Raw genomic sequence first — 21990 nt, forward strand, 5'->3', positions numbered from 1 at the left:
AAAATTCTTTTCTAAAATTGAAACCCTATTTAAAAAACTAATCATGAACAACCCAATTGCCTTTATCCCCAAATCCCTATTCGCATTTTTGCTGATACTAACTTGTTATTCATCATCCTTATTTGCCCAAGAAAAAAATGGTCCATCTTCGGATAAAAAAAGCCCCCAACGCTTTTTTTCAAAACCCGATTTAATGCAAATTGGAGTTTATTATTATCCCGAGCAGTGGCCAAAAGAACAATGGGAACGCGACTTGAATAACATCAAAAAATTAGGATTTGAATTCACCCATTTTGCAGAGTTTGCCTGGAGTTTTATGGAACCCGAAGAAGGAAAATACGATTTCAAATGGCTTGATGAATCTTTGGCATTAGCCGAAAAAGCAGGTTTGAAAGTCATTCTTTGTACGCCAACACCAACTCCACCGGCCTGGATGGGAGAAAAATATCCCGAAATTTATTTGGTGGATGCAACTGGCCGTCGTAGAGAACACGGAAACAGAGCCAACCAATCGGTTTCTAATGAAAAATACCGAGAATTTGTAGCCAAAATTGTTACGGAACTTGGAAAAAGATACGGAAAAAACAAAAACGTGATAGGTTGGCAAGTAGATAACGAACCTGGAGCGCCCGAAGATTTTAGTCCGTCGGCGCAAAAAGCATTCAGAAATTGGCTTAAAACCAAATACGGAACAATCGAAAAACTGAATACAGAATGGGTGACCAGTTTCTGGAGTATTCGTTATAATAATTTTGAGCAAATTGCGATTCCGAATGCAGAAATCTATAATGAAGACAAATTGAGTCCTCACGCAGTCTTAGATTTTAAACGATTTACCGCCGATTCGCAAGCGGAGTATTTGAACGTACAAGCAGAAATTCTTAGAAAATACATCGATCCAAAACAATGGATTACGACTAATTACACCAATGTTGTTTATGGTGCAGATCCCCGAAGAACTGACAAAATGGATTTTGCAACCTACACCATGTACCCAGTTAGTGGTCAAAATCCTTTGGGCGGCAATAGTTTTAGAATGGGTTCTCCAACAAAAATATCGGAAGCAAATGATTATTATCGCTCTATAAATGGCGTAACGGGCGTTATGGAAATGCAACCTGGGCAAGTAAACTGGGCATCCATTAATCCGCAGCTGTTACCCGGAACGGTTCACATGTGGTTATCACAAGCTTTTGGTGGAGGCTGTTCCTTTGCCTGCACCTACAGATACAGACATCCGCTTGGGAGTAGCGAAATGTACCATGATGGAATTGTTGGAACCGATGGCGTCACACTTTCTACCGGAGGAAAAGAATTTGTACAATCCATTGCCGATATGAAATTACTGCGCAAGGAATACAACCCAAAAGCTATAATTCCTAAAGAAATTGCCCTAAGAAAAACGGCTTTTTTGTGGAGTCATGAAAACCTTTGGGATCTGGAAAATCAAAAACAGACCGAATTTTGGAATACTTGGAAACACAGAAATACTTATACTACTGCCATAAAATCTACTGGCGCTCCAATGGATTTTGTAACTGAGGAGGATGATTTTTTGGCCTATCCGTTTATGGTCGCACCAGCCTATCAACTTATTGATCAAAAATTAGTGGACAAATGGACGAAATATGTAGAAAACGGAGGGAATTTAATCTTGACTTGTCGTACAGGTCAAAAAGATAAAAACGGACATTTTTTTGAAGCCAATTGGAATGCCCCAATTGTTCCGTTAATAGGTGCCGATGTAGAGTTTTTTGATATGTTGGCAGCCAATGTAAATGGTACCATAAAAGCTGGAGACAATATCTATGAATGGAACACTTGGGCAGATGTATTAAAACCAAAACCCGGAACTGAAGTTTTGGCAACCTATTCCGATCAGTTTTACAAAGACAAAGCAGCGGCTGTTACGCGAAAATTAGGAAAAGGAACTATTACTTACATTGGTGTAGAAAGTAAAGACGGAAAATTAGAAAGACAAATTGTTCGTTCCGTTTATGAAAGAGCCAAAATCTCAATAGAAGATTTGCCAAAAGGAGTATTTATAGAATGGAGAGATGGATTTTTTGTGGGAGTCAATTACACAAACGATCCCATAAATTTACCAATTCCCCAAGGCAGCAAAATTTTGGTGGGAGAGAATCCGTTACAGCCGGCGCAAGCTATTATTTGGAAATAAAAATCACGACACAAAAAATATTTTAATACAACAGAACGATGAAATGCACTGAAGCCCACATTCAACAATTAGCAAAAGAACATTACGGATTATCCGTTACCGCAAAAATGTTAAATGGTTATGATGAGTTGAATTATTTACTAACCGATACGAATAACAAACGGTTTATATTAAAAGTTTCCGATGCTATACAGCCTTATCCTTTTTTGGATGCACAGGTTAAAATTATCAAACATTTATCAAATAGTCCTTTAGCGTCAAAATTTCAGCAGTTTTGCATCAATACACAAGGAGAAGAGTTGACTCCCATAATAGAAGACGGAAAAAAATATTACTTACGTATCCTAAGTTTTCTTGAAGGCTGTTTTTGGGTTGAAAAGACAAACAAATCGATAGAGCTATACCAAAATTTGGGAAACTTTATGGGCACTATGGATCAATCGCTTCAGGATTTTTCACATACCGCAATGCACCGTCAATACACTTGGGACATTAGCAGAGCCAGTGACGCCAATGACAAATTGAAGTATATCAAAAATCATGAGAAAAGAAGAATAGCCAGTTATTTTCTTTTGCAATTTGATACCGAAGTGCTTCCACAAATACATTCGTTACGTCACGCTTATGTTCATAACGATGCCAATGATTACAATATATTGGTAGATGAAACCAATGTAACCGGTCTAATTGATTTTGGAGATATGGTCTATACCGCTTTGATTAATAATCTTGCTGTAGCTTGCACGTATGCAATGCTTGCCAATGAAGATCCGCTTACGGCAGCTTCATTAGTTGTCAAAGGATATCATGAATCCTATCCGCTAACCACACAAGAATTGGATTTATTGTATTATTTAATTGCCGGAAGATTGTGCATCAGTGTAACCCAATCGGCGTACAATGGTTCATTAGATACTAATAATGAGCATCATTTTATAACCGAAAAACCAGCTTGGGATTTATTGTATCAACTCATCAAAATCAATCCTATCAAAGCGCAAGATACTTTCAGAAAAGTATGTGGTTTTGATGCCATAATTAATGAGAACGATTATTCGGATTTATTACAAAAGCGTCAAAAAAATGTGGGGCGAAACCTGAGCATTGGCTATAAAGAAAATCTCAAAATCGTAAAAGGTGCCCTTCAATATTTATACGATGATAAAGGAAGAACTTTTGTGGATTGCGTAAACAATCCTTCACATGTAGGCCATTGCCATCCTGTGGTGGTGCGCAGAATGCAAAAACAAATTGCAACTCTTAATACCAATACCCGATACTTAAACGATACCATTTTAGAATATGCTGAGAAATTAACAGCCACTTTGCCACCCGCTTTAAGCGTTTGTTATTTTGTAAATTCTGGAAGTGAAGCCAATGATTTGGCCATACGAATGAGTCGTCATTTTACCAAACAAAAAGATATTATTGTCCTGGACCATGCCTATCACGGAACCTCAACGGTGGCCATGGAAATGAGCCCGTATAAATTTGACAGCAAAGGAGGTTCCGGAAAAATGCCTTGGATACACAAGGCAATAAACCCCGACCTTTACAGAGGACCGTTTAAATATGGAGACGAAAATGCGGGTGAAAAATATGCTGCCGATGTACAACGCATTATTGAAGATTTAGGCAAAGCACCCGCTGTGTTTATCTGCGAAACATTGTTGGGCGTTGGGGGTCAAATTCCATTACCTAAGAATTATTTAAAAACGGTTTATGATCACGTCCGAAAAGCGGGAGGTATTTGCATTGCCGATGAAGTGCAGGTTGGTTTTGGTAGAGTGGGTGATGCTTTTTGGGGATTTGAACTTCAAGATGTGGTTCCGGATATTGTTGTATTAGGGAAACCCATCGGTAACGGACATCCATTGGCCGCTGTAATTGTAACCAATGAAATAGCCGATGCGTTTAATAACGGTTTGGAATATTTCAATACTTTTGGTGGCAATCCAGTATCAATGACTGCGGGTCTGGCGGTTTTGGATGTGATTCAAGAAGAAGAAATGCAGCAACATGCCAAAGAAGTTGGGAATCACCTGATGGGTGGATTAAGAGAATTAATGCAAAAACATCCTATCATTAGCGACGTTCGTGGTCATGGTCTATTCATAGGTGCTGAAATGGTGAAAGACAGAATAACGATGGAACCGGCTATTCCAGAAATTGATATCGTTGTCGAAAAAATGAAAGAGAAAGGGTATCTTTTGAGTACAGACGGACCTTTACACAACGTCCTAAAAATAAAACCACCAATGCCTTTCAATAAACAAAATGCAGATGAAATGGTACAGTTTTTAGATGTAATTTTAAGTGAAATAAAAATTCAACAATAGTTCAACATATTTTACATACACACCAATTATGAAAAACGGAATAGGCGGATCTACTGCACAAATTGAATTAGACAAAATAACAAATAGAACCCAGGGAGTTCAGCCCATACAATTGGAAGAATATCTAGCTCGTATAAAAAAAGCGGGGCTATTAATGCAAAACCAAAACATTAAAGCCATTTATCTTAATGCAGGAACCAACTTATATTATTTTACGGGAACCAAATGGAATGCGTCTGAAAGAATGATCGGGGCTTTATTGTATGCCGATGGAAGCTTGGAATATATTGTACCCAAATTTGAAGAAGGAACTTTTAAAAAATATCAAAAAGTAGCAGCCACCATCAATTGCTGGGAAGAACATGAATCTCCTTATGCTTTAATGGGGAATCTATTAAAAAACAAAAACATTCTTGAAGGAACTATTGCATTGGATGAATCGGCAGCTTATTTTTTAGTTGATGGTGTTACAAAAGCTAATCCTACTTATACATTCATTAACGCACAACCAATAACAACGGGGTGCAGAATTCAAAAATCGGTTAATGAAATTGCCATTATTCAAAGAGCCAAAGACATCACCATGGAAGTACACCGTGCCGTTGCACGTATTTTACGTCCAGGAATTAGTGTAAAAGAAGTAACCGAATTTATAAACAATGCTCACATAAAAGCGGGTATTCCATCTGGATCCTATTTTTGTATCGTTCTGTTCTCGGATGATTCTCAATATCCGCATGGTGTGACTGTTCCTCAGGATTTGAAAGAAAACGACATTGTTTTGGTCGATACCGGTTGTCAATTGGAAGGTTATCTCTCAGACATTACCCGAACTTATGTTTATGGAACACCAACTGAAAGACACAGAGAAATTTGGAATCTTGAAAAACAAACCCAACAAGCAGCCTTTAATGCAGCACAAATTGGCGCCACTTGCGGATCTGTAGATGATGCTGCCCGCTCTGTGCTTGCCACTGCCGGGTTGAGTGGCGATTATCAATTGCCTGGATTACCGCACCGTGTGGGGCATGGAACAGGATTAGACATCCATGAACATCCCTATCTGGTAAGAGGAAATACGACCACATTGCAGGAAGGAATGGTGGTGAGTAACGAACCCATGATTTGTATTCCCGGTGAATTTGGTATTCGACATGAGGATCATTTTTACATGACCAAAGACGGTCCAAAATGGTTTACCACACCAATGTATAGTATTGACAATCCGTTTGGATACGAACAAAATTAGATTCAAATAATAAACCAAAAAAGAGGATAACTGTTAAATTATCCTCTTTTTTATTGAATTCATAAAAGCGCTATTTTGCCCCAGGAGGAGAATATTCCAAAATAAATTTTATGAAAGTATCCCCCAGATGTTGACTTGTCCCTTCTCCTTCATTGATGCTGTGCGTACGATTTGGATAAATCATCAAATTGAACATTTTATCGTATTTTACCAGTTCATTGATAAGTACCTCTGCATTTTTATAATGTACATTATCATCACCCGTTCCATGAATGTATAGCAGATTTCCTTTTAAGTTTTTGGCATAAGTAACTGGAGACGCTTGTTTGTAAGCGGCTTCGCTTTCACTTGGCAATCCCATATAACGCTCCGTATAGATATTGTCATAAAAATGTTGATCAGTCACTGCTGCTATTGCCACACCTGTTTTGTAAATATCTGGATACTGAAACAACAAGTTTAGGGTTACTGCTCCACCACCACTCCATCCATGCACCGCCACACGATCAGTATCGATGAAGTTCCATTTCAAAATTTCTTTGGCCGCCATTGCTTGATCACGAGTGTTGATGATTCCAATATTCTTGTAAATGCATTTTCTCCATTGAGTTCCTTTCATGACAGGAGTTCCTCGATTGTCAAGAGCAATTCCTATATAGCCTGCCGGTACCAAAGCCGCAATAAAATCATTAAAATAAGGCTCATCATTGGCAACCGAAGCCATTGGTTCTCCATAAACATAGAAAAAAACAGGGTATTTTTTTGTTGGATCAAAGTCCAATGGTTTTGCCATTATTCCGTCAAGCTCTACATTATCAATAGTTTTTACTTTAAACTTTTCTAATGAATAGTCTCTTTCTGGTTTTACAAAATTATCTTTCCCAATTGGAAATATCTTTTCATGGTTCTTTAATGCAACCAAACGCGTATTCCAACTGCGGTTAATATTTGAATTGGTGTGCTTTGCAAAAGCGCCATCTGGAGAGAATTTATATTCATTCGTCCCATCAAATTCCATTGGCGTAGTACGCTTTGTTTTTTTGGTATCTAAATTCGTTTCATACAAATACCTTTGTGTTGCATCCGTCGGACTCGAAGAAGAATAAATAGTTTTAGTCTCTTTATTATAGGCTAAAAAATAAGAATCGAAACTCTCTTTTGTGATTAGTTCTTTTTTCTTCCCATCCATGCTTATTTTATAAACATGCATCCAACCATCGGCATCAGAACTCCAAAGAAAAGATTTTCCGTTATCTACCAGAGTACATGAAAATCCATCGTAAACACCAGATGAAATATCAAAAACATCTACCCAAGCATTTGATTTTTCTTGATAAATAAGAGAGCTGGTACCGCTACTGGCATTACAGCTGTAAATATTCGCTTCATTTTGATGTCTGTTTAATTGCACTACCATTAATTCATTATTGCCAGTCCATTCCATTCTTGGCAAATAATTGTTATCCGCATCCCCTGGAATTGCCAACCAATTAGTTTTTTCAGAAGCTAAATTGATAACCCCAATTTTCACTGATGATGGTTTTTCGCCCGCTTTTGGATATTCAACCGGAACCACATAAGAATACAATGAATCTGTATTGTTAATCATCAAATGGTATTTAGTATCGGTAGCATCCACGCGCCAGAAAGCAATACTACTCCCGTCAGGGCTCCATCGAAAACCGTCTCTACACGCCAATTCTTCTTCATAAACCCAATCAAAAGTTCCATTAATTATTTTAGCAGTTCCGTCTTTCGTTAATTGTTTTATTACGTGTGATTGCAAATTTTCTACATAAATATTGTGCTTAGAAACGTAAGCCACATTTATATTATCATTGGAAAACTTAGCAAACATCAACGAAGAAGGGTCTAATCCTTTTCCTAATTGATAGCCCTTTCCAGATGCAAGATCGAAATACCAATAGTCGCCTTTGGTATTCCCACGCCAAACTTTTTTTGAATTAGTGTAAATCAACACTTTAGTCTTAGTGGAATTCCAAACTAACTTTTCAACTTCCCCTTGAAAACCCGAAGATTTCATTTGGTCTTTTGTCAAAACTATTTTGTTTTCTGTTAGTTTTTTGGCATCATAAACTGCAATATTATCTTGTTCATTCACCCAAAAAGAATGAGACTCCGGTAACCAGTTTAGTTTATCAATATTGATGGTATTTTGCGCAAACATGGTTTGGGCAAAAAGATAAAAAATAAGGAAAATCTTTTTCATGCGTTTATATGGTCTTGGTTAATAATACAAAAACTGATTTAATAAGTTTATTCTCTTTTATGTACTTTTTTAGTCCTAAAAAAACATAAAATGTTACATTATCTATTGTTTCATTAACAACTCAATCTCATCCATTTCAATTGGCATCCCTTCAGACAAATTGATATTTCCATCTTCAGTAAGTAGGTAATCATTTTCCAAACGACATCCTATTCCTTCTTCCCTAATATAAATTCCAGGTTCACAGGTGAGTACCATGCCTTTTTCAAATGGGCGTGAATACAAACCAACATCATGTATATCCAATCCCAAATGATGTGCCGTTCCATGCATAAAATATTTTTTGTAGGCTGGAGCATCAGGGTTCTGATTTACAATCTCATCTAACGTCAGCAATCCAAGTCCTATCAGCTCTTTTTCTATCAAGGAAGCCATTTGTATTTCATAATCACTTGACAACACACCTGGTTTTAATAATTTTGATCCCTCTTTCAAACAGTTCAAAACAGCTTGATAAACTTCGCGTTGACGAGAAGAAAATTTTCCGTTTACCGGAAAACATCTTGTTGTATCCGAATTATAATTGCCATAACAAACACCAAAATCAACCAAAACCATTTCCCCATCTTTACAAATACCATCATTAGAATTGTAATGCAAAGCACAGGCATTTTTCCCCGAAGCCACGATCGGTTTGAAGGCATGTCGCGTTCCTCCGTTTTTAATGGCTTCGTAAATAAGTTCCGCCTCCAATTGGTATTCTTTACAATTGGGTTTCGCAGCTTTCAAAAGATTTTTGAATCCTTGTATACTTATTGCAGTTGCTTTCTTGATTAGCTTTACCTCTTCATCCAATTTTATGGGTCTGAGCTCACGTGTTATCTTAGCCACTCGATCGTACTGATGTAAAGGATATTTTTCTTTACACCATTGAATCATCCGATCTTGTCTGGTGGTCATTTCAAAAGTAGTTCTTTTTATATGCTCATTATGTCCTAAATAAAAAGTATCAGCTTCAAAAGCAAAAAGTTGCAGTGTCTTTTCGAATTCATGAATCCATTTTACATTTTTAATGCCCGAAATTTGGAAAGCTTCTTCTTTGTTTAGAAAATCACCATCCCAAATTTTGCTGTGTTCTGTTACTTCTTTTATAAAAAGAATCTCTCTGTTTTCTTGCTTAAAAGCATGAGGATATAATACCAAAATGGTTTCGTCTTGGTCAATTCCAGTGAGATAAAACAAATCATTGTTTTGGGCAAAACCCATCACATCATCGGCATTGGTAGGCATGACATCATTAGAAGTGAGAATCGCAATGCTGCTATTTTTTAGTTTTTCTGAAAAGCGTTGTCTATTTTCTATAAATAAGGAAGAATTTATTTTATCGTATCGCATCTTTTATAATTGAAACATTTGAGTATTAACCGAAGTAGTTTTATTTGAAATAATTTCTGTTACTATTTTTCCTGTTGCCGGTGCCAGACTCAATCCCATCATGGCATGTCCGGTTGCTAATACCAAATTTAATACTTTTTTATCTCTGACAATGATTGGTAATCCCGAAGGTGTACAGGGCCTAAAACCAAACCAAGTATCCTTTTCTTCTGGTCTGCTAATTTTTAAGTCGGGATAAAATTCATTGATACTGTTCACAATACCCTGAAGTCTGTTTTGATTTATTTTCAAATCATTAGTATGGGTAATCTCCATAGTTCCCCCAAAACGAATATCAGTATTCATAGGGGTAACAGCTACTTTTCCCTCGCATAAAATGGACGGAATTGAAGGTTTTTCGGTTCTGTCATTCAATGTAAAACTATACCCTTTTCCTGGTAATATGGAAATATTTATATCTAGTTTCTTGGCTATCTCGGGACTCCAAGATCCAGAAGACAAAACAACCTCATCCGTTGGAAAATCCCCTTTATCAGTAATTATTTCAGTAATTCGATTATTTTTTATTCTAAAATCTTTTACCAAGGTATTTGTATGCACGACAACATTAATATGTTGCAGTTCCTCTTTGATAAATTGCATGAATTTTTGGGGATACAAATGGGCATCACTTTTATAATGCACACCTCCAACAACATCGGTTCTAGTTCCAGTTTCCAATTTTGAAACGGCTTCCTTAGAAAGAAAATCTACCTCTAGTCCCAAACGTTGCGCTTCTTTTCCCTCATGCTGAATTTCTTCGGCTACTTTATCTGTTTTATAAAGCATCAATAATCCTTTTTCCTCATAGAAAAAAGAATGCTTTTCACGGTCTAAATCCTGAAATAATTCCTTACTCAGCAAAGCCAAATCCCTAAGTGCCGGCATTGATTTCTCCACATGTTGAGGCGTAGCATGTTTGTAAAACTGTAATCCCCATTTTATCAAATCGTAACTTAATCTTGGTTTTACGTAAAATGGACTCTGACTGTCAAACATCCACTTCATTCCTTGCGCAATCATTCCCGGCTGTGCCATCGGAATGACATGCGAAGGGACAATCATTCCCGCATTTCCATAAGAACAACCATTCGTCATGTCCGATTTGTCAAAAACAACAACCTCATATCCTTCTTTGGCTAGGTAATAAGCCGAGCATAACCCGATTATTCCGCCACCCACAATACTTACTTTTTTCATTATTATATAAATTTGAAAAAAAACATTGGTGTGATAATTCCCAACACAGCAATGGTTTTTGTTTCTACTACAAATTTTTCGAATATTTTTTTTCACGACTCGAGCGATAGTGAGCAGGTGAAGCAATTTCAAGAAAGCGGTTGCTTTGACAATTCACAGCCAACTTATATTTTGCTCTCAATTTTAACCGCAAGGTACGCTAAGTGAAAGATGCAAAGAGCGCAAAGCTTTGCGTGCATTGCGGTTAATTTAAAATGCATTAGATAGTGACGAATCATTTATTTAAATCACCTGAAATCCAAACGCATACGGATCATCATCCTCGTCAATAACGATGTTGTTATACCCATACACTTTTGCCCATCCTTGAATACTTGGAACAATCGCCTTTATATTTCCTATTGTAGTTTCTTCCACCACCCTACCAATAAACTTACTGCCGATATAGCTTTCATGAATATAATCTTCTCCTTTTTTCAACTTCCCTTTGGCGTGAAGCTGAGCCAATCTAGCAGAGGTTCCTGTGCCACAGGGAGAACGATCAATGGCTTTGTCGCCATAAAAAACAGCGTTTCTGCCTGAAGATTCTGGATCTAAAGGATCTCCTGTCCAAAGCATATGACTCACATCACGAATGGTATCATTTTCGGGATGAATAAATAAATCTGGATATTTTTCGTTGATTCGTTTGCGAACCTCCTGGCTGTATTGTACAATTTTGCCTGCAGTAAAATCCTGTACTCCTGAAAAGTTTTTTTGAGGATCCACAATAGCATAATAATTTCCACCATAAGCCACATCAAAAGTAATTTCGCCCAAATCCGGACAATCAACTGTCAATCCTTCGGCAGCCAAATAGGATTTAACATTCGTCAAACGTACCCAATCTACTTTTTTGCCCGTTTGCTGATACTCAATCTGAACCAATCCAGCTGGTACTTCCATTCGTATTTTTCCAGGAACTTTTGGTGTAACCAATCCTTCTTCGACAGCAATTGTAATGGTGCCAATCGTTCCGTGTCCACACATGGGCAAACAACCTGAGGTTTCTATGAAAAGTATTCCAAAATCATTTTCAGGGTTACTTGGCGGATAGAGAATACTCCCGCTCATCATATCGTGACCGCGGGGTTCGAACATTAATCCTTTCCGAATCCAATCATATTCCTTCAGGAAATGTTGTCGTTTCTCACTCATATTTGCCCCAATAAGATTAGGACCTCCTCCAGCAACCACTCTCACAGGATTTCCACAGGTATGTGCATCTACGCAAAAAAAAGTTTTTCTAGACATTACAGGATAGGTAAAGAGGTTTGTATTGTATTAACTAATCTCGAAATTCCCAAAGGATTTTCGTTTTGCAATTCTAAAGGTAATAACTTATCAGGCCAATTTTGAAAACTAAAAGGCCTAACCCAACGTTTCACTGCATGGATTCCAACTGCAGTAAATCTTGAGTCTGAAGAAGCTGGATATGGACCACCGTGAATCATAGAAGGACAAACTTCAACACCCGTAGGTACTCCATTGAAGATTAACCTTCCCACTCTATTTTGCAAAGAATCAATAACATTGATATAATTTCCAATCTCTGAATCTTCAGAAATAATAGTTCCGGTTAACTGGCCATCCAATTGACTAATTATGGAAACCAACTGCACTTCGTCATCACACTGAACCAAAATAGAAAACGGTCCAAAAACTTCATGGCTCAAGGTTGGATTCTCCAAAAATGTTTTCCCATCAACGGTAAGTATCGTTTGAGAAGCATAATTGGCGGCTATTTCCCCTTTATATTCTACAACGGTATCGACTCCTTTTTGAGATTTTATAGTTTCTTTTCCAACATCATAATCTGCCTTTATCGACGGATGAAGCATACAGGAAGGTGTAATTTTCTCCACTTCTTCAGCCAATTGAGTTGCGAAATTATTTAAATTCTCTCCTTTAATAGCTAATAACAAACCTGGATTGGTACAAAATTGGCCTGTTCCCAAAGTGATCGATCCCGCATAAGTAGATGCCCATTTTTGACTTTCATTTTCTAAAGCATTTGGTAAAATAACAACTGGATTGATACTTCCCATCTCTGCAAAAACAGGAATAGGCTCTGGTCGTTGGGAAGCCAAATTAAACAAAGCTCTCCCTCCTTTAATGCTTCCCGTAAAACCAACTGCCTTAACCAAAGGGTGTTTTACCAAACTAGCTCCTAAAACTACTCCGCTACCAATTAAATTTGAGAACACACCTTCTGGCATATTGGTCTTTTTAGCTGCTTTAATCACTGCCGATGCAACCATTTCACCAGTACCAATATGCATGGAATGGCTTTTTACAATAACTGGACAACCTGCTGCCAAAGCTGAAGCCGTATCTCCTCCAGCCGTTGAAAAGGCAAACGGAAAATTACTGGAACCGAATACAACAATTGGTCCAATAGGAACCAGCATTTTGCGTAAATCTTCTTTTGGAAGCGGTTGTCTCTCTGGTATCGCGGTATCCAATGTGGCTTCTACCCAACTTCCTACTGTAAGCATATCGGCAAAGGAGCGCAGTTGAAAAATGGTTCGGCCTCTTTCTCCTTCTGCTCGTCCTCTGGGTAAGCCGGATTCTGTACAATACATCTCCAATAATGGATCTCCGATAGCCAGAATCTCGTCTGCAATAGCATTTAGAAAAGATGCTTTTTCCTGCCCCGAACAATTTTTATAGATTTTAAATGCCTGATCCGCCAGAGTAACCGCTTCTTCTATTTCCTCATGAGTTGCTTCTGTAAACTCCCACAAATTCTCTATATTAAGTTGTGGATTAAATGTTCTATATGTTTTATCTCCGTTGCCTTTCAGCTGACTTCCGATATAATTTTTCCCTGTAATCATTGCTTAAATTTTAATTTACAAATCATTATTTGCCAAAAATTCAAAATAGCCGAATCAAGAGATTGATTTATAAAAACCCATCTCTGAATCGACTTTAACCAAACTAAAAAACCAATTAAAACTATTTTTCAAAATCAGGAAGAGTAGGTCTTGTTCTCAATCCTTCACTGATAATTGCCAATACTCTTTCTCTTTCGGCTCCTTGAAGAGGTAATCTAGGTGCACGAACATATTCCGTTCCTAAACCTGTAGCCACTTCAGCCAATTTAATGTTTTGAACTAATTGTGCGTTAATATCTAATTCTAAAAGAGGCAGGAACCAGCGGTAAATTTTTAATGCCTCATCAATTCGTCCGGCTTTAGCCAATTTATAAATTGCGACCGTTTCTTTAGGAAAAGCATCTACCAATCCCGAAACCCAACCATGTGATCCCATCAATAAACTCTCTAATGCCAATGTATCAACACCTGATAAAATCTTTAAACGATCTCCAAAACGATTGATAATTCGGGTCACATTTGAAATATCTCTTGTAGACTCTTTCACCGCTTGAATTGTATCAAATTTTAATAATTCTTCAAACATATCCAGCGTCACTTCAATTTTATAATCTACCGGATTATTATAAACCATAATTGGTAAAGAAGTGTTTTTTGCCACCTCAGAAAAGTACATTACTGTTTCATGATCAGTAGCTTTATAGCGCATAGGAGGTAACATCATCAATCCTTTTGCTCCATCTTGTTCGGCTTTATTTGCAGCTTCAATAGCTCCACGAGTGGTTTGTTCAGCTATATTCATTATAATTGGAACAGAACCTCCAACAATCCCTACGGTGCCTCTTACGAGTTCGCGTTTTTCTTCTTCCAATAATGTGCTGGCTTCCCCAAGAGTTCCTCCCAGAATGATTCCACTTACACCCGCTTCCAGTTGGGCTTTTACATTTACCTCAAACATATTGAAGTCTAATTTATCGTCTGCAGTGAATTTTGTTGTAACTGCCGGCATTACACCATTCCATTGAACACTCATAATTGCTAAATTTTTGTTTAGACAAAATTACCTGCAAGACGCTCAAAAATCTTTTAATAAATTATCACGAAATAATACTATATTATCCATTATGGATTTAATACAAAAATATAAGAGTAATATTTGCGCATTTTTTTAATAATATATACATTTGGTTTAAATACGTTTTACTCATGAAAGTTTTTCCTTTTAAAATCACAAAAACAGGCACAGAGTCAATTATCTATCAAGAAGATAGAGAACTTATGTTTTATAATAAACTGCATCAGCATGAAGAGACACAGATAAGTTATATCGAAAAGGGAGAAGGAACATTATTGGTAGGAGACACTATAACTCAATATCAAAAAGGAGATATTCTAGTTATTGGCAGTAACTTACCACATGTGTTTAGAAGTGACACCAACTCCGAAGAATCATCCGTAATGCTGTCCCTTTTTTTTACTAATAACTCTTTCGGAAAAGATTTTTTTGAATTACCCACATTCAAAACCATTCAACCTTTTTTTGAAAACTGCAAAAACGGATTTATTATTAAAGACAGTCCAAAAAAAATCATCAAGTGTTTCAAAAAAAACAAAACAGAAAATGAACTTGATCGTTTTATTACATTTTTAGAAACTATAAAAAATCTTAACCTAGCGGATAAAAAACCTCTTTCTTGTTATATCTATGATAAAAAAATAACGGATAACGAGGGAAAAAGAATGCAAAATGTCTTTGAATATGTGATGAACAACTATCAAAAAAACATTTCACTTGAAGAAATTTCCTCGATAGCCAATATGACCAAAAATGCTTTTTGTCGTTATTTTAGAGTGAGAACCAATAAGTCTTTCTTTCAGTTTCTGATAGAAATCAGAATTGAACATGCCGGTAAATTACTATCGAAGAAAAATGAACTTTCGGTATTAGAAATAGCCGAATTATGCGGGTTTAATAACATTTCAAATTTCAACAGAAAATTCAAAGAAATCAAAAATAGCTCTCCGTTACAGTATCGAAAATTAAATGCATAAAAAAACCTTTCAGGAACACTGCTGAAAGGTTTTTCCAATTCAAAATTAACATCAAATCAAGGCAAGAAAGCAAACCCTTTTCTGGTTTTCCAAAGAAAATACTTTTCGAGTATTACTTTATTAAAATCATATAAAACATTAGGAATCATAATGGCAAACGAACGTGGTTTAAACAAGGAACTGGATAAAATGAGCACTTCTTTTTTTCCGGCATCCATTATACAAAGTCCGGGGATTCTTCCCCACGCTTTTTTAACTAAATCTGTTTTTCCTTTGGCCACTCTAATAATATTTTCGGCAACAATTTTTCCTGTTTCATCAGATGGATAACCCGTTTTTGGAGAACCAAATGGAATACTTTTTGGTGTAAAAGGCAACTTCACATCAACTGCAATTCCGGCAGCCCAAACATTTGGAAGATTCTGGTGTCTATAATCGTCCCCGATTGGAATATATCCTGTTGGTGTAGCTCTAAGATCGGGTGAATTGGTGACAAACTCAACCCCAACAAAAGGTGGCATCAACATGGTAAAACTGCTCGGTAAAATTTCACCGGTAGACAATTCAACTTTATCCGCAAAGACTTCTTTAACCCCGACTTCTGTTCGATAATGAATGTTGAACATTTTCATGAAAGTTTTGAGCATGGTTTCTCCCATTGGCATTCCACCTATTCCAAAATGTCCCAAATAATCCTCGGGAGTAATCCAGTACAAATCTACTTTTTTACGAATGTTTTGTTCACGCAACCATTTTTCAATATTGAATAAAAACTCATAAGCCGCCCCCATACAACCCGCATTTTGAGTTGCTCCAATAACAATCGGACCTGGATTTTTTTTGAATTCTTCCAGAGCGGTACGAATTTTCATTGCCCCATTTGGTGTCCCAACATAGTGAGCAAATTCTTCCACACCGGGAGCAATGTCATATTTTACTTTTGGTCCGGTGGCAACTACTAAATTATCATATTTAAATTCGCCCTTAGTCGTATATACAATTTGAGCTGTAGTATCAACTTTTAAAGCTTCGGCAAGAACAAAATCAACACCTTTTTTTCTTAAAACTTCTTCTTTTTTAAAAGAAATATCCTTGATTTCCCTTCTACCAAAAGGAACCCAAATAAGTGATGGAATAAATAGAAACAAAGGCGATTTATCTATCAAAACAACTTTGTGTTCCTCTTTGCCTTTTCTTTTAATTTCGAGTGCTGCTGTCATCCCAGCAAAGCTTCCTCCTACTACTACTGTCGTTGTCATAACTTTGAATTTTATAGTATAAAGGTAACTTAGTAAAAATAGACAAACAGTAACTATTGTCACACAAGCCATAAAAAAAACCCGACAAATCAATTAATTTGTCGGGTTTCGTTTTGTGTAATTTTTGAAGTTATAATTGAACTACATATAACTCAAAATCTCTTTCTTGAATGCATCGTATTCGCCTTGCAAAATCAAACCATTATCAAGCAATTTTTTATAGTTTTGAAGCTTAGCAAAAAGTTCGTCTTGTGTCAATTCACTCGTTCTTTTCTCCGTTGAAGCAGTTGAATTATCCGCAATAGGTTCTGAATAATTAGAAACGACGGGCATTATTTCGGCAAAATCAGTTACTTCTTCGGTCTCCATTTCTTCAATTAATTCTGATTCTTGAATTAATGATGGAGCGATTTCTTCGTTTATGACATTGGAAGCTGTGCCATTTTTTAAAATATCCAACTGTTCTTTGGCATATGTAAATATTTTGCGCGCTTGGATTTTTGGAATATAATCAATAGAAACCTGTAAATCTGTTTTGGTAGAAAATGAAAACTCAGATCCCAGAATATTTTCTTTGACAAAAGTCCCTTCGATATCATCCCAAGTATAATCAATAAAATTCATTGACAAACCCAAATTTTTAGGCTGACAAATGATAATTCTTTTATTGGTCATTACAATACTGTCTGGAAGAACGGTCAATGCAGGCTTTTTTTGTACTGCGATATACCCAATTTCCTCGTTTTTCATTAAAATATCCTGCAGTTTTGAAGTAACTTTCTCAATTGCTTTCGGATCTTGTTCTTCGTTTAAAAACTTTTTAATTTGTTCTTTCATTTTTATAAAGTTGCTGAGTTGCTAAGTAACTGATTTGCTATGTTTTTTAATTGTTTTACAAAAGTAATGCCTATTTTTCTAATTGCTTCGCCTGTTCGGTAAATTCTTTAGCTCTGGTCAATAATTTCCATTTGAATTTTCTTGGCTAAACTTTTAAAAACCAAGTCATACGAATGATCAATCAATTCTTTAAATAAAACATCGGGAACATCATTATTCACGGCAATTGTATTCCAATGTACTTTATTCATATGAAAACCGGGTTGTATTGCATCGTATTCGGCTCTTAGCTCTTGTGCCCGTTCTGGATCGCATTTGAGATTTACTGAAGGATTTCCTTTTTCCCATTGCAATAAAGAAGACAAAGCGAAAATTTTTCCGCCAACTTTAAAAACTAAAGTGTCTTCATCGAATGGAAAATGTTCCGTAACTCCTTTTTTAGAAAGGCAATATTCATAATAAGTTTCTAGGTTCATATTTTATTATTTTCCGATTTCTCCCAAGTGGGTAAACTTAAAACCCGATTCATATTTTAGTCCATAACCAAACATTCTATCCATGGACGAATGGGCAAATAAAATTACTCCTGAAAGTTGAATTGCTGAATTTGAACAGTATATCCCAAGCAAATATACCGCAATCGCAATACCCCTATGATGTACTACATTATAGCAAAAAGAGCCGCCTTTGTCTCCAAACAGATATCCAATCATAGAGAAATCGGGAACAAAAATTAGCACCAAAAACCACCACCACGCATAGTTCAATTGACTGAAAAAATAAATACCGAGTATAAATAATCCTAATTCTTCGAGTTTAATAACTGTTTTCATCATACTTTTTTTTCCATCATCCATTCTGGTTGTGCCAAGGCGCTAAAGCCAAATTTCTCATACAAAAAATGAGCATCTTTGGTCGCCAACCGCCATATTTTAATGTTTTGCAAAATTGGTTCTTCCATCATGGCCTTTATCAAAACTGAAGAATATCCTTTTCCTCTATGCTCATCAATTATAAAAACATCCATTAAGTAGGCAAAAACCACATAATCGGTAATTACTCTGGCAAAGCCAATTTGTTGGTCATTTAAATAAATTCCAAAACAAAAAGAATGATCTATTGAGGTTTGCACATCTTCGATTGTTCTTCCAGCTGCCCAATAAATATCCTTTAAAAAATGTTGAATAAAAGGAACATCCAACTTTTGTTTATCTGTTGAAACTGTAATCATATTGTGTATAAAATTGGTTTACTAGGACTTGCATCGTTCTCGAAAGAAGCAATTTGTAAATTCAACAAATAACTGCCGTCTTCCACTTCATCAGCAACATAAATCATTTCGGTAATCGTACAATCGAATCGCGCATCAGGATTCAAGTTATTGATATCCTTTACATTCCAAAATGCTTTATGTGCCAATAATTTTCCTTCGTCATGTTCTTTGTCCACACTCGGTAAATCAATCAATAAATGTTTGATTCCGCTTTCGCGAATAAAAAGCGCGGCATCTTCAGCCAGATAAGGCGGATTGGTATTCGAATATTTCAGTGATTTTTTTATTTTAAAATTGGGCAATGTTCGTATAATTATAGCTTCTGGAGCCATATCGAACGAAGTCGAAATGCCCAATGCTTTTTTGACTTGATTTCTGGTAATCACCCAATCGTCTCCTTGCATTTCAGGTACAATCGTAACTAGTTTGGCCAAAAAGAAAAACTGTTTCAAACATTGATTAATGCTGTAAAAATCTCGAGTGATATGCCCCAGACATTCAGTATGAGTGCCATGTCCGTGCGGGTTGAAGGAAATGTTATTGAAATTTGTGGAAGCTCCTTCTTTTATGCTTCCTGTCCAATCTCCAAAAACAACAGGTTCTATTACTGGTTTTTCGATGTACCAAGCAATCGGATTCTCGTCTGTATTGGTTAACGGAATCGAAATATCAATGGGTTTCGATAAATCGATTTTAAATTCGTTGTTGATGTTTGCTATCATAATTGAACGCGGATTTTACAGATATACTAACGCGGATTCTACGGATTTCTATCAGCGTTGCTTGCATCCGTTTCATCTGCGACCTATTTTATTCCAAATTTATAAAAAACAAATCACTTGCAATTCCATCCGTCAAGAACTTTCCCTTTTTGGTTGGTTTCAAGATGTTGTTTTCAATGGAAAGCAAATCATCCTTTAAAAATTTCTGAGCTTGCTTGTTCAAATAGGCTAAATATTCAATTCCAAATTCAGTTTCTATTCGACCCAAAGAAACACCCCAAATCGTTCGCAAACCCGTCATGATATATTCGTTATACCGGTCGGCAACGGAAAGAATCTCTATTTCATTAGGCAATTTATCTTCTTGTATGGATTTTAAATACAAAGAATTATTAGAAACATTCCAACTCCTAGAAACTCCATCATAACTATGTGCTGATGAGCCAATTCCTAAATATTTTTTCCCCAACCAATAAGCTGAATTGTTCTTCGAGAAATAATTTTCTTTTCCAAAATTGGACAATTCATAATGGATAAAATCATTTGCCTCCAATGTTTCGACCAAAATAGCAAAATGCTCCTGAGCCGATTCGTCATTGGGTTTGGCTATTTTTCCAGTTTGAATGAGTTTGTTCAAAGCCGTTTTGGGTTCAACAGTCAGGGCATAACTGGAAATATGTGGTACTCCAAAAGACAAGGCCGTTTCGATATTCTGTCTCCATCTTTCATTACTCATTCCTGGAATTCCGTAAATCAAATCGAGAGAAATATTATCAAAGTATTGTGTAGCTTCCTCTAAACATTTTTTGGCTTCCGCCGAATTATGCGCCCGATTCATCATCACCAAATCGTCTTCAAAAAAAGATTGAATTCCGATACTTAGTCGATTGATGCCTATTTTTGAAAGTTCGATTAAATATTCTTCGGATAAATCATCAGGATTCGCTTCAAGAGTGATTTCAGGATTTTTAGCAACTTGATAATTTTTATAAATCGAATCAATCTGCAATCTCAAATCTGCAATCTGCAATCTGCTCGGCGTTCCTCCTCCAAAATAAATGGTTTCAACAACTTCATTCTCGAACTCCTTTTTACGTATTTGTAATTCTTTGGCAATAGCCAAAACCATTTCGTCTTTCTTCTTCATTGAAGTCGAAAAATGAAAATCGCAGTAATGACAAGCCTGCTTGCAAAAGGGTATGTGTATGTAGATTCCTGACATAATTTAGTTTTCAGTTGCCGATTTCAGTCATTGAGACTGAGAATGTGAACTACTTTTTAACTCGTTCCTCATTCTGTTTTACAAAAGCATCCCAGCCCGTATAACTTTTTTCTCCAATCACTTTCCCCGAATTAAAAAAGTGACAAACAGCCGCTGCCAATCCATCAGTAGAATCGAGATTTTTTGGTAGCTCTTTCAAACCTAATAATTGTTGAAGCATTTTGGCCACTTGTTCTTTGCTGGCATTCCCGTTTCCGGTGATCGCCATTTTAATTTTTTTAGGTTCGTATTCCGTGATGGGAATGTCTCTAGAAAGTCCTGCAGCCATTGCCACGCCTTGCGCACGTCCCAATTTCAGCATCGATTGTACGTTCTTCCCGAAGAAAGGAGCTTCAATCGCAATTTCATCAGGATGATGTGTTTCTATTAACTCAATGGTCCGTTCAAAAATGATTTTTAGCTTCTGGTAATGATTATCGTATTTGGACAGTTGCAATTCGTTGAGTTGCAAAAATTCCATTTTCTTATTCACAATTTTTATCAATCCAAAACCCATAATCGTGGTTCCAGGGTCTATTCCTAATATGATACGTTCTTTTATCAAAGTTTATTTTTAAGCTGTGGTACTGAATTATGTTGGATTTTATTTAGAAGAATTCATTTTCATCTCTTCCAACATCGCAATTATTTTATCTAATTTTTCTATTTCAATGATATCCAACTTAATTGTCAAAGCTTCAATTTCTAACTTTGCATCTACATTGGTCTGATAATCCGATTGCGCTTGAACTCTGTCTCTTTCATTCTGTCTGTTTTGCGACATCATAATAATAGGTGCCGCATAAGCCGCCTGAGTGGAGAAAACAAGGTTAAGCAATATAAAAGGGTAAACATCCCAATGATAGGCAAAAGCAATAAGATTTAACCCCATCCATATTAATACAAAAACACTTTGAATAATAATAAATTTCCATGACCCCATTCCATTAGCCACTGAGTCTGCCAAGCGACTGCCAAAGCCTAATGTTTCTTTATGTTTATCGTGCCAATTTTTGCTATTTTCCATATTTTCTTTGGGGTAAATTTTATTTAAATTATTCAAGACGTTACACAAA

Annotated in this window: 19 protein-coding genes; 4 read left to right on the forward strand and 15 right to left on the reverse strand. The window is 36.4% G+C overall.

Annotated elements, in window-relative coordinates; translation table 11 throughout:
- The first annotated feature begins 43 nt into the window (after nucleotides 1–43).
- The 3 genes from KZH69_RS17900 to KZH69_RS17910 are packed head-to-tail and all read left to right on the forward strand — an operon-like array spanning nucleotide 44 to nucleotide 5767.
- The gene (locus KZH69_RS17900) at nucleotides 44–2179 is read left to right on the forward strand and encodes a beta-galactosidase (RefSeq protein WP_219318849.1); all 2136 of its coding nucleotides are present in this window, start codon (nucleotides 44–46) and stop codon (nucleotides 2177–2179) included.
- Between the two features lie 38 nt (nucleotides 2180–2217).
- Nucleotides 2218–4518, forward strand: coding sequence for an aminotransferase class III-fold pyridoxal phosphate-dependent enzyme (locus tag KZH69_RS17905; RefSeq protein ID WP_219318850.1), 2301 nt, complete (start codon nucleotides 2218–2220; stop codon nucleotides 4516–4518).
- Between the two features lie 28 nt (nucleotides 4519–4546).
- Entirely contained in the window at nucleotides 4547–5767 is a 1221-nt protein-coding gene (locus tag KZH69_RS17910) for a M24 family metallopeptidase (protein ID WP_219318851.1), read from the forward strand.
- 70 nt (nucleotides 5768–5837) lie between these two features.
- Here KZH69_RS17910 and KZH69_RS17915 read toward each other — a convergent pair whose 3' ends face one another.
- The 6 genes from KZH69_RS17915 to KZH69_RS17940 all read right to left on the reverse strand — a co-directional run bounded on the left by KZH69_RS17915 (nucleotide 5838) and on the right by KZH69_RS17940 (nucleotide 14543).
- Nucleotides 5838–7997: a S9 family peptidase gene (locus tag KZH69_RS17915; RefSeq protein WP_219318852.1), complete on the reverse strand. Its 2160-nt coding sequence runs from the start codon at nucleotides 7995–7997 to the stop codon at nucleotides 5838–5840.
- Between the two features lie 102 nt (nucleotides 7998–8099).
- On the reverse strand, nucleotides 8100–9392 hold the full coding sequence (locus tag KZH69_RS17920; RefSeq protein ID WP_219318853.1) for an aminopeptidase P family protein: 1293 nt from the start codon (nucleotides 9390–9392) through the stop codon (nucleotides 8100–8102).
- A gap of 3 nt (nucleotides 9393–9395) precedes the next feature.
- On the reverse strand, nucleotides 9396–10631 hold the full coding sequence (locus tag KZH69_RS17925) for an NAD(P)/FAD-dependent oxidoreductase (RefSeq protein WP_219318854.1): 1236 nt from the start codon (nucleotides 10629–10631) through the stop codon (nucleotides 9396–9398).
- 282 nt (nucleotides 10632–10913) lie between these two features.
- On the reverse strand, nucleotides 10914–11924 hold the full coding sequence (locus tag KZH69_RS17930; protein ID WP_219318855.1) for a 4-hydroxyproline epimerase: 1011 nt from the start codon (nucleotides 11922–11924) through the stop codon (nucleotides 10914–10916).
- Nucleotides 11924–13510 carry an aldehyde dehydrogenase (NADP(+)) gene (locus KZH69_RS17935; protein ID WP_219318856.1) on the reverse strand — a complete coding sequence of 529 codons (1587 nt, stop codon included), beginning with the start codon at nucleotides 13508–13510 and terminating at the stop codon, nucleotides 11924–11926. The genes KZH69_RS17930 and KZH69_RS17935 overlap by 1 nt, the downstream gene beginning before the upstream one ends.
- Before the next feature lie 121 nt (nucleotides 13511–13631).
- Nucleotides 13632–14543 (reverse strand): dihydrodipicolinate synthase family protein, encoded by a 912-nt coding sequence (locus tag KZH69_RS17940; protein ID WP_219318857.1) that lies wholly within the window; start codon nucleotides 14541–14543, stop codon nucleotides 13632–13634.
- A gap of 173 nt (nucleotides 14544–14716) precedes the next feature.
- Here KZH69_RS17940 and KZH69_RS17945 point away from each other — a divergent pair, with 173 nt between their 5' ends.
- The gene (locus KZH69_RS17945) at nucleotides 14717–15562 is read left to right on the forward strand and encodes an AraC family transcriptional regulator (RefSeq protein WP_219318858.1); all 846 of its coding nucleotides are present in this window, start codon (nucleotides 14717–14719) and stop codon (nucleotides 15560–15562) included.
- Nucleotides 15563–15618: 56 nt separating this feature from the next.
- Here KZH69_RS17945 and KZH69_RS17950 read toward each other — a convergent pair whose 3' ends face one another.
- The 9 genes from KZH69_RS17950 to KZH69_RS17990 all read right to left on the reverse strand — a co-directional run bounded on the left by KZH69_RS17950 (nucleotide 15619) and on the right by KZH69_RS17990 (nucleotide 21941).
- Nucleotides 15619–16821, reverse strand: a complete 1203-nt coding sequence (locus KZH69_RS17950; RefSeq protein WP_219318859.1) for an NAD(P)/FAD-dependent oxidoreductase — start codon at nucleotides 16819–16821, stop codon at nucleotides 15619–15621.
- A gap of 141 nt (nucleotides 16822–16962) precedes the next feature.
- The gene (locus KZH69_RS17955) at nucleotides 16963–17658 is read right to left on the reverse strand and encodes a PH domain-containing protein (protein ID WP_219318860.1); all 696 of its coding nucleotides are present in this window, start codon (nucleotides 17656–17658) and stop codon (nucleotides 16963–16965) included.
- A gap of 107 nt (nucleotides 17659–17765) precedes the next feature.
- Entirely contained in the window at nucleotides 17766–18134 is a 369-nt protein-coding gene (locus KZH69_RS17960) for an MmcQ/YjbR family DNA-binding protein (protein ID WP_219318861.1), read from the reverse strand.
- 6 nt (nucleotides 18135–18140) lie between these two features.
- On the reverse strand, nucleotides 18141–18491 hold the full coding sequence (locus KZH69_RS17965; protein ID WP_219318862.1) for a DUF4260 domain-containing protein: 351 nt from the start codon (nucleotides 18489–18491) through the stop codon (nucleotides 18141–18143).
- Nucleotides 18491–18889, reverse strand: coding sequence for a GNAT family N-acetyltransferase (locus KZH69_RS17970; RefSeq protein ID WP_219318863.1), 399 nt, complete (start codon nucleotides 18887–18889; stop codon nucleotides 18491–18493). The genes KZH69_RS17965 and KZH69_RS17970 overlap by 1 nt, the downstream gene beginning before the upstream one ends.
- Nucleotides 18886–19653: a cyclase family protein gene (locus tag KZH69_RS17975; RefSeq protein ID WP_219318864.1), complete on the reverse strand. Its 768-nt coding sequence runs from the start codon at nucleotides 19651–19653 to the stop codon at nucleotides 18886–18888. The genes KZH69_RS17970 and KZH69_RS17975 overlap by 4 nt, the downstream gene beginning before the upstream one ends.
- A gap of 88 nt (nucleotides 19654–19741) precedes the next feature.
- Nucleotides 19742–20875, reverse strand: coding sequence for a radical SAM family heme chaperone HemW (gene hemW / locus KZH69_RS17980; RefSeq protein ID WP_219318865.1), 1134 nt, complete (start codon nucleotides 20873–20875; stop codon nucleotides 19742–19744).
- 49 nt (nucleotides 20876–20924) lie between these two features.
- Nucleotides 20925–21479 (reverse strand): crossover junction endodeoxyribonuclease RuvC, encoded by a 555-nt coding sequence (ruvC, locus tag KZH69_RS17985; RefSeq protein ID WP_116796924.1) that lies wholly within the window; start codon nucleotides 21477–21479, stop codon nucleotides 20925–20927.
- A gap of 39 nt (nucleotides 21480–21518) precedes the next feature.
- Nucleotides 21519–21941 (reverse strand): DUF1003 domain-containing protein, encoded by a 423-nt coding sequence (locus tag KZH69_RS17990; protein ID WP_219318866.1) that lies wholly within the window; start codon nucleotides 21939–21941, stop codon nucleotides 21519–21521.
- Nucleotides 21942–21990 lie beyond the last annotated feature (49 nt).

It is taken from the genome of Flavobacterium taihuense (genome assembly GCF_019351435.1).
Classification (GTDB): Bacteria; Bacteroidota; Bacteroidia; order Flavobacteriales; family Flavobacteriaceae; genus Flavobacterium; species Flavobacterium taihuense.

Coding starts and splice junctions, on each gene's coding strand:
- KZH69_RS17900 (WP_219318849.1), top strand. CDS start 44: ATGAACAACCCAATTGCCTTTATCCCCAAATCCCTATTCGCATTTTTG.
- KZH69_RS17905 (WP_219318850.1), top strand. CDS start 2,218: ATGAAATGCACTGAAGCCCACATTCAACAATTAGCAAAAGAACATTAC.
- KZH69_RS17910 (WP_219318851.1), top strand. CDS start 4,547: ATGAAAAACGGAATAGGCGGATCTACTGCACAAATTGAATTAGACAAA.
- KZH69_RS17915 (WP_219318852.1), bottom strand. CDS start 7,997: ATGAAAAAGATTTTCCTTATTTTTTATCTTTTTGCCCAAACCATGTTT.
- KZH69_RS17920 (WP_219318853.1), bottom strand. CDS start 9,392: ATGCGATACGATAAAATAAATTCTTCCTTATTTATAGAAAATAGACAA.
- KZH69_RS17925 (WP_219318854.1), bottom strand. CDS start 10,631: ATGAAAAAAGTAAGTATTGTGGGTGGCGGAATAATCGGGTTATGCTCG.
- KZH69_RS17930 (WP_219318855.1), bottom strand. CDS start 11,924: ATGTCTAGAAAAACTTTTTTTTGCGTAGATGCACATACCTGTGGAAAT.
- KZH69_RS17935 (WP_219318856.1), bottom strand. CDS start 13,510: ATGATTACAGGGAAAAATTATATCGGAAGTCAGCTGAAAGGCAACGGA.
- KZH69_RS17940 (WP_219318857.1), bottom strand. CDS start 14,543: ATGAGTGTTCAATGGAATGGTGTAATGCCGGCAGTTACAACAAAATTC.
- KZH69_RS17945 (WP_219318858.1), top strand. CDS start 14,717: ATGAAAGTTTTTCCTTTTAAAATCACAAAAACAGGCACAGAGTCAATT.
- KZH69_RS17950 (WP_219318859.1), bottom strand. CDS start 16,821: ATGACAACGACAGTAGTAGTAGGAGGAAGCTTTGCTGGGATGACAGCA.
- KZH69_RS17955 (WP_219318860.1), bottom strand. CDS start 17,658: ATGAAAGAACAAATTAAAAAGTTTTTAAACGAAGAACAAGATCCGAAA.
- KZH69_RS17960 (WP_219318861.1), bottom strand. CDS start 18,134: ATGAACCTAGAAACTTATTATGAATATTGCCTTTCTAAAAAAGGAGTT.
- KZH69_RS17965 (WP_219318862.1), bottom strand. CDS start 18,491: ATGAAAACAGTTATTAAACTCGAAGAATTAGGATTATTTATACTCGGT.
- KZH69_RS17970 (WP_219318863.1), bottom strand. CDS start 18,889: ATGATTACAGTTTCAACAGATAAACAAAAGTTGGATGTTCCTTTTATT.
- KZH69_RS17975 (WP_219318864.1), bottom strand. CDS start 19,653: ATGATAGCAAACATCAACAACGAATTTAAAATCGATTTATCGAAACCC.
- hemW (WP_219318865.1), bottom strand. CDS start 20,875: ATGTCAGGAATCTACATACACATACCCTTTTGCAAGCAGGCTTGTCAT.
- KZH69_RS17990 (WP_219318866.1), bottom strand. CDS start 21,941: ATGGAAAATAGCAAAAATTGGCACGATAAACATAAAGAAACATTAGGC.